Source organism: Micromonospora sp. WMMA1947, from assembly GCF_027497355.1.
GTDB lineage: Bacteria > Actinomycetota > Actinomycetes > Mycobacteriales > Micromonosporaceae > Micromonospora.
This window is the reverse complement of record NZ_CP114909.1, coordinates 4,692,707-4,705,407: the sequence shown is the minus strand read 5'-3', so window position 1 is coordinate 4,705,407 and position 12,701 is coordinate 4,692,707. Positions and strand designations below refer to the sequence as shown.

Below are 12,701 nucleotides of genomic sequence, written 5' to 3'. Positions count from 1 at the left end.
CCCCATGATCTTCGGCATCCTCAGCGCCGCCGTCCAGGTCGTCTTCGGCGCCGTACTCGGGCAACTCGCCGCCGGCACCGTCGGGCTGTTGGTCGGCGCGGTCGTCGGACTGCTCCTCGGCGCGCCCTTCGGCTGGGCGTCCGCCTCCGCCGGGACGTACGGCGCCGACCCGAAGGGGATCTTCCTCTTCGTCGTCGACCACACCTGGAGCCTGCTCAACACGTTCGCCGGGGCGCTCTTCCTGGCCCTGCACCTGGTCTTCGGCCACCAGCTCGACCGGATCGTCTCGGCCGGCAGCGGCCGGGTCAACGTGATCGAGGGCGTCTCCCCCCGGTACGCCACCACCATCGGCACCGTCTGCGCCGGGTCCAGCCCGGGCATCCAGCGGCACGAGGACGTGCACGTGTTCCAGGCCCGGCTGCTCGGCCCGTTCTACCTGCCGCTGGTGGCGCTCAACTACGTGCTGTTCACCATCGCTCCGGTGTGGCTGCTCTGGCACGACCACACCAACGCGCCGATCAACCGGTTCACCCGCTACTTCGAGATCGGCGTCTACCCGCACGTGTGGAACGAGGCCATCGCGTACCGCATCCAGGGGACGCCACCGCGATGACCGGCGCGATCGAGGCGGCCGTCGCGGACGTCGCGAGCTGGCTGGCCGGGGTCGCGGGTGAACCCGTACCGGTCGGTCCGCCGCGCGACGACCCCGACGGCGGTCTCACGGTCTGGCCGCTGGAGCTGCGACCGGCCCGGCAGACCGCGACCGGCGGCGCGACGCGCGAGCCGTACCGGTTCGTGGTCCGCCTGCTGGTCGCGGGCGGCGGGCCGGCGGCGCTGCCCGCGCTGGACCGGGTGCTCACCGCCGCCACCACGGCGGGCCGGCCGGAGCTGGTGCTGGCCGCCGGCGACCCGGCGCTGTGGCGGGCGCTGGGCGTGGCGCCCCGGCCTGCGCTGCTGCTCGACGCGCCGGCCCGGGTGGAGCGGCCGGTCCCGGTCGCTCCGCCGGTACGCCGGCCGCTGCGACTGCGGCAGCTCGGCATGCGCACGCTCGACGGCCGGGTGGTCGGCCCGCAGGACCAGCCGCTCGCCGCCGTCCGGGTGGAGCTGGTGGGCACCGCCCAGGCCACCGAGACCGACGCCGCCGGCCGGTTCCGGCTGGCCGGCGTGCCGCACGACCCCGACGCGCCGGACGCCCCGGTGCGGATCCGGCTGGTCGGCGCGGGACGCGTCCACACCGCCGAACTCGATCCGGACGGCGATCACCTGATCGTCGTCCGCGCGCCCGACTGACGTCCGAGGAGGACCGATGCCCACCTACTTCTCCCCCGGCATCTACGTCGAGGAGGTGCCCAGCGGGGCCCGCCCGATCGGGCCGGTCGGCATGAGCACCGCCGCGTTCGTCGGGATCGCGCCCGACCGCGGCGCCCACGTCGGCGAGGCGCTGGCGGTGAACAGCTGGACCGAGTTCCTGCGGCTGTACGCCGACGGCGAGCACCTGGAGAGCACGCCGCTGGCCCGGGCCGTGTTCGGTTTCCTGGACAACGGCGGCACCCGCTGCTGGGTCGTCAACGTCGGCGAGGGCGGCCGGCTCACCGGCACCGGCGGGCGGCGCGGCGGCCTGGAACTGCTGGAGGCGATCGACGAGATCTCCATAGTGGCCGCGCCCGGCTACCACGACCCGGTCTCGCACGAGGCCCTGATCAGCATGGCCGAGCGGCTGCGCACCATGGTCGCGATCTGCGACCCGCCGCCGGAGGTCACCGACGTCTCGCGGCTCACCCGCGTCGCCACGCCGGGCAAGCCGCCCAAGCCCGCGTCGTCCGGGTCGGCCGCGTCGCCCGACAAACCCGCCGAGGGTACGCCGGGCGACGCCGACGACGAACCGCCCGGCACCGGCGGTGACCGGCCTCGGCAGTCGGACTTCGCCGCCTTCTACTTCCCCTGGATCCGGGTCCGCGACCCGCTCAGCGGCGACCTCGTGCTCACCCCGCCGAGCGGGCACGTCGCCGGCATCTGGGCCCGCACCGACGCGCTGCGGGGCGTGCACAAGGCGCCCGCCAACGAGCCGGTACGCGGCGCCGTCGACCTCGCGTACCGGGTGACCCGGCCGGAGCACGACGTGCTCAACCCCAAGGGCGTCAACGTGATCCGGTTCTTCGCCGGTGAGGGCATCCGGCTGTGGGGGGCCCGGACGCTCGCCGCCGAGGCCAGCGAGTGGCGCTACCTGAACGTGCGGCGGCTGTCCATCTCCATCGAGCAGGCCATCGCCAACGGCACCCGGTGGATGGTGTTCGAGCCGAACGACTTCACGCTGTGGCGCTCGATCCGCCGGGACATCGGCGCGTTCCTCACCCGGGTGTGGCGCGACGGCGCGCTGCTCGGCCGGACGCCCGAGGAGGCGTTCTTCGTCAAGTGCGACGAGGAGACCAACCCGGCCGACGTCCGTGACGCCGGAATGGTGGTGGCCCACATCGGCATCGCGGTGGTCAAGCCCGCGGAGTTCGTGGTGTTCAAGCTGAGCCAGTGGGCCGGCGGCACCGAGACCGAGACGATCGGAGGCTGACATGCCCACCACTGCCACGCCGCAGCCGGGCGCACCGGTCGACCCGTACCGGGCGTACCACTTCAAGCTGCTCATCAACGGCATCACCAACGGGCACTTCACCGAGGTCAGCGGCTTCGAGGTGGCGATACCGGCGCTGTCGTACCGGGAGGCGGGCAACGAGCGCATCCGGGCCGTGCCCGGCCAGGTCGAGTACGCCCCGGTCACCCTCCACTTCGGCCTGACCAGCTCCCGCGAGCTGTGGGACTGGGTGAACGCGGCGGCCAAGGGCACCGTGAACCGGCGCAACGTGTCGGTGGTGCTGCTGGACCCGGCCGGCACCGCCGAGGTGCTGCGCTGGAACATGATCAACGCGTGGCCGACCCGGTGGCGGGGCGCGCACCTGAACACCCTGTCGCAGGAGATCGCCATCGAGGCGCTTACCTTGGCGTACGAGGGCCTGGAACTGGAGGCCGGCGGTGCCGCCGCCCCGGCGACCACGTGACCGGCTGGCCCGCGCCCTGCGGGCCACCGCCGATCGCCTCTCCGGACCGGGCACGCCGCTCTCACCATCCTTCCCGGACTTCCCGGGCTCTGCGGACCTCCCGTTCTCCGCGGGCTCACCGGAACCCGCGGGCTCCTCGGGCTTCGCGGGCTCCACGGGCTCCACGGGCTCCACGGGCTCCACGGGCTCTGCGGACTTCCCGGACCGCCCGGGCTCCGCGGGTTCCCCGGACGTCGTGCCGCGCACGGCCGGGCAGCCGCCCGAGCACTGGCGGCGCCTGGTGGCGGCGCACGCCCCCGGCCTGCTCCGCGACCTTCCCCCACCCGCCATCCCTGCCCCGCCCCCCGCCGAGCGGCGCCGGAAGGGCCTGTGGCGGACGTGGAAGGCCCAGTTGATCAACCGACTCGCCGTCTCCCGCAACGACCCGTCGAGATCTTGGTACGAAAAGGCCCCCATAGGGGCCACTTCCTACCAAGATCTTCCGCGGCTCCCGGGAGGTGAGACGGGGATCTCAGGGGGTGGGAGATCGGCGCACTCGGGGTGGAACGCGCGGGGTGCGGCACGGTCCGGGACGGGGACGGCGTCCGCGCGGGCAGATGGTGGGGAGGGCACGGCGGGGCCGGAGACCTCACCGTCGACGGTGGAGACCCGATGCCACTCGGGCGACGCAGGGCGGCCGGGCGATGCCGGGTCGCTCGCGGGTTCTCCAGCCTGCCGGTGCGTGACGTCAGGCGGTTGCGTCACGTCAGGCGGTTGCGTGACGTCAGGCGGTCCGGCCGGCTCGGCGGGCAGGGCGAGCTCAGCGTGCATCGCCGACCGGTCCGGATCGCGAGACACCGTCGGCGGGCCGGACACCCGCAGCACACCCGCCACCGGCAGAGGCACCGAGACCAGCACCAGCATCAACACCGGCGGAGGCACCAGCACCAGCACCAGCACCGGCACCAGCATCAACACCGGCACGTCCACCGGCGCCGGCACCGGCACCACGGACACAACCTCCGCAGGAGTGGCCGGCACCAGACGGTCGACAGCGACAGGGAACCGCAGCGCGAGCACCGGCAGCACCGGCAGCACCGGCAGCAAGGATCGCCGCGGCACGTCCACCGGCGCCGGCACGCCCGCCGGCGCTCACCGGCGCACCGGCCCGGACGGCGGCCGTGACGCGCGCGGATCGCAGAGCCCCGTCCCCTCCGACGACCCGGCCCGGCCGTCACCGCCCGAGCAACGACCCGGCCTCGGCGCGGATCGGATGGAGGCGCTCCGGCACCTCCCGCCGGTCGGCCGGAGCCGGGTACGGCATCGGCATGACGCCGCCGGAGCGGACCTGTCGCCCGATCGCGGGGACGTGTTCCCGCTCGCCTTCGCGGCCGCGCCCCCGTCGTCGCCGCGCGGACCGGCCGCGCGCACCGGGGGCAGCCGAACCGGATCGGCGGTTCGTCGCGACGGGAGCGGATACGTCGACCACTACCCGGGGCGGGTCGCCGGTTCGCCGTACCCTCGAGGGCTCGGCCCGGCGCCGGGCGGCGAGTTCCGGACGCGACGGTGGCAACGGCCCGCGACCGAAGGGCCCTGGCCGGCACTCCCGGACGACGCCGGCCCGCGCCGGGCGACGAGCCCGGCGTCGACCGGCCGCGTGACCGGCGACGGCGCCGCGCACCCGGACCCGTGGCCGGTGCTCCCGGCCGAACCGGCGTGGGTTCCCGAGCGGACCACACCGTGGAGCGACACGGCCCGGCTGGACCGGGAACAGGCGGGTGGCTGATGGAGCGCGTCGCCTTCCTCGTGGACGAGTCCGGCACCCGCGTCGACTGCCTGCTCAACCCGGAGACCGTGCAGGTGACGCGGCTGGCCGGGGTACGGCCGCGCGGCGGACCGGACGGGCCGCTCACCGGCGCCGGGCTGGCCGACGACCCGCTGGTCTTCACCGGCGGCGGACGTACCGAACTGGTCCTCGATCTGCTCTTCGACGTCGACTTCGTGGAGTCCCCGGCCCGCCCCGAGGACGTGCGCGCGCTGACCCGGCCGCTGTGGATGCTCGCCGAGAACTCGGCGGTCGAGCACGGCTGGCTGCGCCCGCCGCTGGTCCGCCTGGTCTGGGGCAAGACGTGGAACGTACCGGGCGTGATCACCGCGATCGCGGAACGTTTCGACGCGTTCACCCTCACCGGTACGCCCCGGCGGTCCTGGCTGCGGTTGAGGCTGGTCCGCGTCGCGGAGGGCGCGGAGGCGGCGCGCGCCGGGTTCGAGGAGGAACTGGCCGCCGCGAGCACACCCGCTGTCGCACCCGGGTCTGCGGTGGTCGCCGCCGCCGACGGCGCGGCCGAGCCGGGCTGGTCCGGGGTGCGCTTCGACCTGCTCGCCCACGACGCGCTGGGTTCGCCGCTGCGGTGGCGGCTGCTCGCCGAGCACAACCGGATCACCGACCCGCTCACCGTGCCCGCCGGCACCGCGCTCGCCGTCCCGCCGGTCGGCGCCGCCACCGTCGCGCCGGACACCGTCACCACGGGAGGCACCCCGTGAGCGGCAACGCGACCGGCGCCTCGCGCCGCCCCGCCCCCGCGAGCACGACTCCCCGGAGCGGCGACGCGACAAGAAGCGCCGCGCGGCCTGCGACCGCCGGGGGTGCGCCGTGAGCCGGGCCGCCCTGGTCACAGTCGACGGCCGGCCGCTGGCCGACCCGGCCCGGCTGCGCGGCATCCGCGTCGCCGCCCGGCTGGACCGGCCCGCGCAGTGCGAGCTGACGCTCACCGCCGCCCCCGGTGCGGGCCCGCTCGACCCGCCGGTACGCCCCGGCGCCACAGTCGACGTGCGCCTCGACGGGCAGGCGGAGGCGCTGTTCACCGGCGAGGTGACAGCTGTCGAGCGGGAGTACGCGGGTGACGGCGCCGCGCTGGCCCGGATCCGGGCGTACGACCCGCTGCACCGGCTGCGCAAGCGGCAGGAGCTGCGGGTGTTCGAGTCGGTGACGGCCGCCGAGCTGGCCGCCGACCTGTGCGCCGGGCTGGGGTTGAGCGTGGCGGCCGAGGACGACGGGCCGCGCCTGGACCGGCTGCTCCAGCACCGGCACACCGACCTGGACCTGCTGTGCGAGGTGGCCGGCCGGGCCGGGCTGCACCTGGGCGTCGACGGGGACCGGTTGCGGCTGTTCACGCTGGACGGGTACGGGGAGCCGCTGCCGTTGACGCTCGGCGAGACGGTGCACGCGCTGCGGGTCACCGAGAACCTGGACCGGGCGGGCGCGGAGTGCGCCGTGCTCGGCTGGCATCCGCAGCGCGCCGAGCCGCTGAGCCAGCGGGCGGACGAGGCGCGCAGCGGGCGGCGCATCCCGCTGCGCCCGGACCCGGGCGACGTCGGCGCGGACGGCGTCCGCACGGCTGTCGACCAGCCGGGCCGCAGCGACGACGAGCTGGCCGCGCTGGCCCAGGCCGGGCTGGACACCCGGGTGGCGGCGCTGGTCACCGCCGAGGGCACCGCGGAGGGCGACCCGGCGCTGCGCCCCGGCCGGCGGATCGCCCTGGCCGGCGTCCCGGAGCCGCTGGCCGGGGTGTACGTGCTCACCGAGGTGGTGCACACGGTGGACGCGGACGGGCACCTGAGCCGGTTCTCCACCGCACCGCCCGGCCCGCCGCCGACGGCCACGCCCCCGGCGGCCACTGTCACGCTCGGCACCGTCACCGACGTCGACGACCCCGACGGGCTGGGCCGGGCCCGGGTGACGCTCCCGGCGTACGGCGATCTGGACGCCGGCTGGCTCGCCGTGCTCTGCCCGGGCGCGGGCCGGGGCAAGGGCATCGTCGCGCTGCCCGACCCGGACGACACCGTGCTGGTGGCGCTGCCCGGCGGCGAACCCGCGTCGGGCGTGGTGCTCGGTTCGCTGTTCGGCGCGGTCGAGCCGTACGACGCGGGGATCGTCTCCGGGCGCTCGCGGCGCTGGTCGATGCGGACCGGCACCGGGCAGTCCATCGTGATCGACGACGACGGGCGGACGCTGCGCCTGGCCACCGACGCGGGCAGCTTCGTCGAGCTGCGTCCCGAGCTGACCACCGTGCACGCCGCCGGTGACCTGGTGCTCTCCGCGCCCGGCCGGGCCGTCGTGGTGCGCGGCCGCACCGTCGACTTCCTGCACGCCCCGGCGGCCGAGGACGCCGAGACCGCCGCCGCCCAGGCCCGTACCCTCGCCAGTTCCGCCGGAGGTGGCTGATGCGCTGGATCCACCGCGACTCGCTGATCACCTGCGGACACGACGGGCGGGTGAGCAACCGCCCGTCCCAGCAGTGGGTGACGGTCCAGGCCGTGCCGGTGCTGATCCGCCCCGATCCGGAGGGACGTGACATCACCGCCTGCCCGAACTACGGCCCGACGATCAAACCGTGCCTGCACACGCTGACCGTCACTGTGGGTTACAGCACGTGGGTGCGGGTGGACCGGCAACCGGTGGTGCTGTCGCACCTGGACGGCCTGACCGACGGCACCCCGCCGGGCACCGTGCACCACCAGGTCCGCGACGTGCGGCAGGGTTTCCTGGGGGCGGACGCATGAGGGCCTTCCGCTTCGTCGGCGCCGGCTTCGACGCCGGCCGCGCCGGTGGTCTCGCGCTCACCGCCGCCGGCGGGCTCGCCATGACCGACGGCGACGAGACGGTACGCCAGGCGCTGTACCTGCTGCTGTCCACCACGCCCGGGGAACGGCTGATGCGTCCCGGGTACGGGTCGCGGCTGCACCGGCTCGTCTTCGCCCCGAACGACGACACCACCGCCGGGCTGGCGATCCACTACGTGCGCCAGGCGATCCGGCGCTGGGAGCCTCGGGTCGAGGTGCTCGACGTGGACGCCGGCCCGGACCCGGACGACCCGTGGCGCCTGGTGATCCGGCTCGACTACCGGGTGCGGGCCAGCCTCTCCCCCGGCCACCTGGTGTCCTCCGTCGACCTGCTGCCCGCCGACGAGGAAACCGGAGACGAGGAGGGCACGCCATGACGCTGCCGGTGCCGCACCTGGACGACCGCGCCTTCCTCGACCTGGTCACCGAGGCGCGGGAACGCATCGCCCGGTCCTGCCCGGACTGGACCGACCTGTCCGCGCACGACCCGGGCATGGCGCTGGTGGAGGCGTTCGCCTACCTGACCGAGGTGATGATCTACCGGCTGAACCAGTTGCCGGAGAAGGCGTACGTCGCGTTCCTGAACCTGCTCGGCGTCACCCGGCACCCACCGGCGGCGGCCTGGGCGGACGTGCGCCTGACCCGTACCGGCCCGGACCGCGGCCCGGTGCGGGTGCCGGCCGGCACCCGCGTCGCCGCGGCCCGCGGGGCGGACCCCCGGCCGGTCGTCTTCGTGACCACCGAACCGGCGGTGCTGCCCGCCGGGGAGACCACGACGACGGTACGTGTGCACCACTGCGAGCCGGTGGAGGCGGAGCTGCTGGGCACCGGCACCGGGCAGCCCGGTCAGGTGTTGCGGGCCGCCCGCGCGCCGTTGACCCGTACCACCGAGGCGCTGGACCTGCTGCTCGGAGTGGAGGTGCCGGCGGGCTCGGTGGAGCTGGGCGCCGCCGCCCGCGAGCACGAGGGGCGCACGTACGAGATCTGGCGGCCGGTGGACAGCTTCGCCGGTGTCGGGGCGCAGGCGAAGGTCTACCTGGTGGACCGGGCCTCCGGGGTGGTCACGTTCGCCCCGGCGCTGGACCTGCGCCCGGACGTGAGCGCCCCGGCCGTCGAGGGGGCGGCCGGGGCGACCACGGTGGCGGCGGTGCCGCCGGCCGGGCGGCAGGTACGGCTCTGGTACCGCTGCGGCGGCGGACCGGCCGGCAACGTGGCGGCGGGCGTGCTGACCAGCCTGCGTGATCCGCTGCCGGGGGTGAAGGTGGACAACCCGGAGCCGGCCACCGGCGGCCGGGACCTGGAGTCGCTGGAGTCGGTGCTGGCGCGCGGGCCGTACGAGTTCTTCGCCCAGCAGCGCGCGGTGACCGCCCGGGACTTCGAGATCCTCGCCACCGGCTCCGGCGCGGTGGCGCGGGCGCGGGCGTTCACCAGGGCCTCCGTCTACAGCTTCGCCCGGCCCGGCGAGGTCGAGGTGGTGCTGGTGCCGTACGTGCCGGAGGCGGCCCGCCCCGGCGGGCGGCTGCCGGTGGCGGTGCTGCGTGAGCACGAGGTGGAGGAGGCCCGCCGCCGGGTCGAGGCCGACCTGGAGCGGCGCCGCGCCCTGGGTACGGCGGTGCGCGCGGGCTGGGCCCGGTACAAGGCGGTGTCCATCCAGGCGCGGGTGGTGGTGCGCCGCGAGGAGGACGTGGACGCGGTGCGCCGCCGCATCCACGACCGGCTGCACCAGACGCTCAGCCCGCTGCCCACGCCGCTGAACCCGGCCGGCTGGGCGTTCGGCGAGCCGCTACGCGCCTCCAACGTGTACCGGATGCTGGAGCACGCCGAGCCGGGCGTGCGCTACGTCGAGTCGGTGCGGTTCGTGGTCGACGAGGCGCCCGACGCGCAGGTACGGACCGTGGCGGTGGACCAGTACCAGGCCGACACCTGGTACGCCGGCGGCGGGTCGGTGCTGTTCCGCTCCACCAACGCGGGGGCGGGCTGGGAACCGGCCGGCCGGTTCGACGACGAGACCGTGGTGCGGGTGGTGCCCGCGCCCGCCCCGGTACGCCCCGGCGTCGTCCCGCGCGCCGGTTCGGTGGCGGTGGTGACCACCCGCGACGCCGGTGGCTCCCGGGTGCGGCTGAGCACCGACCTGGGCGAGACGTGGACGCTGCTGACCGACCTCGACTCCGGCGTCCGCGACCTGGCCTGGATCGACCGCGACGGCACCGGCGCGCTGCTGCTGGCCACCGACACCGGCCTGTACGAGGTGCCGCTGCTACCAGGCGCGGTGCCGCTGCAGATCCTTGTCGACCCGGCCGACGCCGACCGGGGCTTCTACGCGGTCCGCGCGTTCGTCTCCGAGCGCGGCGCACCCGGGGTGGCGGTCGCCGCGCAGGCCGGATTCGGGGTCTACCTGTCCACCGCCGCGGGACGGCCCGGCACGTTCGCCCACGTCGGTCTCGCCAACGTGGACAACCGGGTGCTCGCCGTGCAGTACGACGGCCCGGCCACGCTGCTGTGGTGCGGCGCGGGCGAGCCGGACCCGAAGAAGCCCGGCCAGGGCTGCCACCGCACCCGGCTGTTCGAGTCGGACGTGAAGTGGCAGTCGATGGCGGCCGGCTGGATCGGCGGCACCTGCCGGGACCTGACGTTCAGCGGTCCGCTCGCGCTGGCCGCGACGCAGAGCGGCGGCGTGGTCCGCCTCGACACGCTCGCCGGGCAGCCGCAGTGGTCGCCGGTGATGGTCAACTGCGGCCTGCCGCTGCGGGACCGGACCCGGTTCGTCCCGGTCGACGCCATCGCCGCCACCGCGCCCACCGGCACGTCCGGCGCCGGGCGGCTGGTGCTCGCCGGGGGTGAGCGCGGCGTGTTCCGCAGCGGCGACGGCGAGGACTGGACGGCGAGCGCCAACCAGGCCACCGCCGACGTGGTCACCGTCCCCGGCACCTGGCTGCTCTGCTCCGGCGAGCACGACATCGAGGTGGTGCGGCAGGATGCGCCGAGCGGCGATTGAGCGGCTGCTGCCGGCCGCGTACCAGCGGGCCGCCGGCCCGGGCAGCGTGCTGGGCGCGCTGCTGGACGTGATGGAGGCGCTGCACGCCCCGGACGAGGCGGTGCTCGCCGACGTCGACGCGCTGTTCGGGCCGTACCGGACGCCGGACGGGTTCGTGGCGTACCTGACCCGCTGGGTGGCGATGGACCACGTGGTCGCCGCGCCCCGCGCCGACGCGCCGCTGCCGTTGCCGGCCGGCCGGCTGCGGGACCTCGTCGCGCACGGCGCGCTGCTGGCCCGGTGGCGCGGCACCCCGTACGGGATGCGGACCGCGCTGGAACTGGCCACCGGCGTGACCGGGTTCGTGCTGGACGAGCCGGCCGACCGGCCGTTCCACCTGGTGGTGCGGGTGCCACCGGCCGCCGCCGACCGGCTGGCACTGGTCACCCGCATCGTCGAGGCGGAGAAACCGGCGGCGGTCACCGTCGAGGTCGTCGCCGGGGACCCGGCCGACCCGCCCTCCGACCCGACGCCGCCGGACCCGGGCCCGCCGCCCACGCCCGAGCCGGACGACGCCGAGCCCGCCGCCGGGGTGGCGACGGTGCGCGCGGTCGGCCGGGCGCACGTACCCGCACCCCTGCCCCACGATCCGCCCGAGGAGCCGTCATGACCACCGAATGGACAGTCGTCGCCGCCGCCGAACAGTTCACCCTGGACGCCCGCAACGCCGGTGAGCTGACGTTCACCGTGTCCAACCCGGGCACCGCGCCGGACACCGTCGTCTTCGACGTCGCGCCCGGCGAGGGCAGCCAGCGGGCCTGGTTCACGGTGGCCGAGCCGCAGCGGGTGGTGCCCGGGCAGGGCTCGGTGTCGTTCCTGGTACGCCTGGCCGTACCGCCCGGCACGCCGCCCCGGCGCTACGACATGACCGGGTTCGCGTACTCGGCGAACACCGCGCCGGAGGAGAGTTCCCGCTCCAGCGGCCGGGTCACGTACGACGTGCGGGCCGTCGTACCCCCGAAGCGCGCGCCGTGGCCGTGGATCGCCGCCGCCGCGGCGCTGGTGCTGGTCGTGGCCGGGGTGGTGGCCTGGCTGGTGACCCGCGGCCCGGACACCCCGGCCCCGCCGCAGGCGAACGCGGTGACGGTGGAGGCGGAGACGCTCGTCTCCGGCGCCACGGTCCAGTCCCCCACCGGCACGAAGGCGGAGGTGGTGGCGCAGGAGAACTGCTGCGACGTGGTGTGGTCCGGCGACGCGCAACTGTTCTTCCTGGGCCGGGGCGTGGGCGACCGGGTGACGGTGCGGGTGGACGTGCCGTCCGACGGCACCTGGCGGTTCTCCACAGTGCGGACCACGTCGTTCGACTACGCGAACACGATCTGGCTGGTCGACGGCCGGCAGGTCGGCGACACGTTCTTCGGGTTCAGCCCGACGGTGGTCCGCACCGACGAGGTGGACGTGGGCACCGTGGAGCTGACCCGAGGCCCGCACACGCTGACGCTCGTGGCGGTGAGCAAGACCCAGGGCACCGACAGGTACTTCGCCGGGGTGGACGAGATCCGCTTCACGCCCGTCGTCCGGCCATGACAACCAGGCAGAAGGTGCTGCTGGTGGCGGTGGCGGTGCTGCTGGTGGCGCTGTACGTGGTGGCGGTGGCCGGGCGCCGCGACGACCCGGGCGACCCGGCGGCCGGTCCCGGAGCACTGGCCCGGCTCGGGCGCGGGACCGGGACGGTCGACCCGGCGACGGTGGCGGTGACATGCCTGCCGCCGGCCGCCGAACCGGCCACCACCGCCGACGGGGTGACGCTCGCCTTCGGCACGGTGTGCCGGCTGCGGGTGGCCGATCCGGGCGCGCTGCGCACGCTGGTGCTGCGCGGCACGACGCCGTTCGAGGTGACAGCCCGCGCACCCGGCGACGCGGACGTGACTGTGACCGACGAGGTGGCGCCGGACGCGGACGGACCGGCGGTCGCGAAGGTGGCGGTGGACCGGGAGACCGAGGTGCTCCTGCGTTGTCCGGGAGGTGGCGGATGTTCGGTCACGCTGGCCCGGTCCTGACCGGGACGGAGACGCGCC

General features: G+C 75.6%; 14 protein-coding genes. 13 read left to right on the top strand and 1 reads right to left on the bottom strand.

All coding sequences use genetic code 11. The annotated features are described in order from the left end of the window. The first annotated feature begins 4 nt into the window (after nucleotides 1-4). From O7604_RS22180 to O7604_RS22165, 4 genes are read left to right on the top strand one after another with little or no spacing between them, the layout of a single operon-like run. The gene (locus O7604_RS22180) at nucleotides 5-613 is read left to right on the top strand and encodes a glycine zipper family protein (RefSeq protein WP_269705688.1); all 609 of its coding nucleotides are present in this window, start codon (nucleotides 5-7) and stop codon (nucleotides 611-613) included. Further along, nucleotides 610-1,290, top strand: coding sequence for a carboxypeptidase-like regulatory domain-containing protein (locus O7604_RS22175; RefSeq protein WP_281577635.1), 681 nt, complete (start codon nucleotides 610-612; stop codon nucleotides 1,288-1,290). The genes O7604_RS22180 and O7604_RS22175 overlap by 4 nt, the downstream gene beginning before the upstream one ends. Nucleotides 1,291-1,306: 16 nt before the next feature. Continuing rightward, nucleotides 1,307-2,563, top strand: a complete 1,257-nt coding sequence (locus O7604_RS22170; RefSeq protein WP_281577634.1) for a phage tail sheath subtilisin-like domain-containing protein — start codon at nucleotides 1,307-1,309, stop codon at nucleotides 2,561-2,563. Between the two features lies 1 nt (nucleotide 2,564). Continuing rightward, the gene (locus tag O7604_RS22165; RefSeq protein ID WP_269705685.1) at nucleotides 2,565-3,047 is read left to right on the top strand and encodes a phage tail protein; all 483 of its coding nucleotides are present in this window, start codon (nucleotides 2,565-2,567) and stop codon (nucleotides 3,045-3,047) included. A gap of 468 nt (nucleotides 3,048-3,515) precedes the next feature. Here O7604_RS22165 and O7604_RS22160 read toward each other — a convergent pair whose 3' ends face one another. Then, nucleotides 3,516-4,124 carry a hypothetical protein gene (locus O7604_RS22160; protein WP_281577633.1) on the bottom strand — a complete coding sequence of 203 codons (609 nt, stop codon included), beginning with the start codon at nucleotides 4,122-4,124 and terminating at the stop codon, nucleotides 3,516-3,518. Between the two features lie 559 nt (nucleotides 4,125-4,683). Between O7604_RS22160 and O7604_RS22155 the strand changes: the two genes are divergently transcribed. From O7604_RS22155 to O7604_RS22115, 9 genes are all read left to right on the top strand, one after another. Next, nucleotides 4,684-4,812: a hypothetical protein gene (locus tag O7604_RS22155; RefSeq protein ID WP_281577632.1), complete on the top strand. Its 129-nt coding sequence runs from the start codon at nucleotides 4,684-4,686 to the stop codon at nucleotides 4,810-4,812. Further along, complete coding sequence (locus O7604_RS22150; protein ID WP_269705682.1) at nucleotides 4,812-5,570, top strand: hypothetical protein; 759 nt, start codon at nucleotides 4,812-4,814, stop codon at nucleotides 5,568-5,570. Before O7604_RS22155 ends, O7604_RS22150 begins: the two co-directional genes overlap by 1 nt. Nucleotides 5,571-5,679: 109 nt before the next feature. Then, nucleotides 5,680-7,251, top strand: coding sequence for a phage baseplate assembly protein V (locus tag O7604_RS22145; RefSeq protein WP_281577631.1), 1,572 nt, complete (start codon nucleotides 5,680-5,682; stop codon nucleotides 7,249-7,251). Further along, nucleotides 7,251-7,589, top strand: coding sequence for a hypothetical protein (locus tag O7604_RS22140; RefSeq protein ID WP_166455931.1), 339 nt, complete (start codon nucleotides 7,251-7,253; stop codon nucleotides 7,587-7,589). Before O7604_RS22145 ends, O7604_RS22140 begins: the two co-directional genes overlap by 1 nt. Further along, nucleotides 7,586-8,026, top strand: coding sequence for a GPW/gp25 family protein (locus O7604_RS22135; protein ID WP_269705679.1), 441 nt, complete (start codon nucleotides 7,586-7,588; stop codon nucleotides 8,024-8,026). Before O7604_RS22140 ends, O7604_RS22135 begins: the two co-directional genes overlap by 4 nt. Then, nucleotides 8,023-10,644 carry a putative baseplate assembly protein gene (locus tag O7604_RS22130; protein WP_281577630.1) on the top strand — a complete coding sequence of 874 codons (2,622 nt, stop codon included), beginning with the start codon at nucleotides 8,023-8,025 and terminating at the stop codon, nucleotides 10,642-10,644. The genes O7604_RS22135 and O7604_RS22130 overlap by 4 nt, the downstream gene beginning before the upstream one ends. Beyond that, the gene (locus tag O7604_RS22125) at nucleotides 10,625-11,293 is read left to right on the top strand and encodes a phage tail protein (RefSeq protein ID WP_281577629.1); all 669 of its coding nucleotides are present in this window, start codon (nucleotides 10,625-10,627) and stop codon (nucleotides 11,291-11,293) included. Before O7604_RS22130 ends, O7604_RS22125 begins: the two co-directional genes overlap by 20 nt. Continuing rightward, on the top strand, nucleotides 11,290-12,210 hold the full coding sequence (locus O7604_RS22120) for a hypothetical protein (RefSeq protein ID WP_281577628.1): 921 nt from the start codon (nucleotides 11,290-11,292) through the stop codon (nucleotides 12,208-12,210). The genes O7604_RS22125 and O7604_RS22120 overlap by 4 nt, the downstream gene beginning before the upstream one ends. Then, nucleotides 12,207-12,683 carry a hypothetical protein gene (locus O7604_RS22115; protein ID WP_281577627.1) on the top strand — a complete coding sequence of 159 codons (477 nt, stop codon included), beginning with the start codon at nucleotides 12,207-12,209 and terminating at the stop codon, nucleotides 12,681-12,683. Before O7604_RS22120 ends, O7604_RS22115 begins: the two co-directional genes overlap by 4 nt. Nucleotides 12,684-12,701: the final 18 nt, after the last annotated feature.